At 55.3% G+C, this 982-nt stretch carries 1 pseudogene; it reads right to left on the bottom strand.

The window, feature by feature from the left end:
- Nucleotides 1–982, bottom strand: a pseudogene (locus JQ46_RS07155) (IS3 family transposase); the annotation flags it as partial.

The raw sequence follows: 982 nt of genomic DNA, 5'->3' as shown, positions 1-982 counted from the left end.
TTCAAGGGTCTGATTCCGATATTGCATCGGGGTCAGGCCCTTGAGTCGTTGTTGGATGCGTTTGGTGTTGTACCACTGGATGTATTCGTCGATTGCCTGGTTGAATTCTGCGACGGTGCCGAAGACTTCACCGTGGTACATCTCGGTTTTCAAGTGGCCGAAGAAGTTCTCCATGACCGCGTTGTCGTAACAGTTGGCTTTACGCGACATCGACTGAACACCGCCGTTGTCACCGATCAGGTCGCGCCAGGAGGCATGCTGGTACTGGAAGCCTTGGTCAGTGTGCATCATCCACCCGGGTTCAGGCGCACATGTTCTAATCGCCTTGGTTAAAGAATCGGCGGTAAACGCTGTCGACGGCGATGTAGCCACGGTGTGGGCAACAATTGAACGGTCAAACAGGTCCATCACCGGTGACAGGTAGACCTTGCGGCCTGCGACCCTGAACTCGGTGACGTCGCTGACAAAGACAGTATTTGGCCGATCCGGAGTGAACTTGCGGTCAAGCTTGTTGTCAGCGATGTGACTGATCGCCCCAGCATAAGAAACATACGGCCTGCGCTGGCGAATCTTGGCTCGAATGCCCATCTCACGCATGAGTTTGTACACGAGTTTGTGGTTGACCACCCACCCCTGGTTACGCAGGTCAAGTAGCACTCGTCGGTAGCCGTAGCGATGCTTGTTACGTTCAAAACTTGCCCGGATCGCGTCTTTGAGCTCGGCGTGCTTATCTGACTGGCCGAGGCGTTTCTGGTGGTAGAAGAACGTCGACCGTGGGATACCTGCTGCCTTTAGGAGGTGCTCCAGGCGGTGGTGCGACTTGAGGATGACAATCGCCTGGACTTTCAGGCGTGTCCCTGGTTCCTCAAGTCCCGCAATTTTTTTAGGTACGCGTTTTCCGCTTCCAACCGTGCGATCTGACGGCGCAGCTTGTCTTCTTCTGTAAGCCGCTTCGGTGCAGCCGAGCCTTTGGGTCTGCCCT

The sequence above is a fragment of the Corynebacterium jeikeium genome, assembly GCF_000738175.1.
GTDB lineage: Bacteria > Actinomycetota > Actinomycetes > Mycobacteriales > Mycobacteriaceae > Corynebacterium > Corynebacterium jeikeium_C.
Note: the sequence above shows the minus strand (reverse complement) of the source record. Positions and strands in the feature narration are given on the sequence as shown.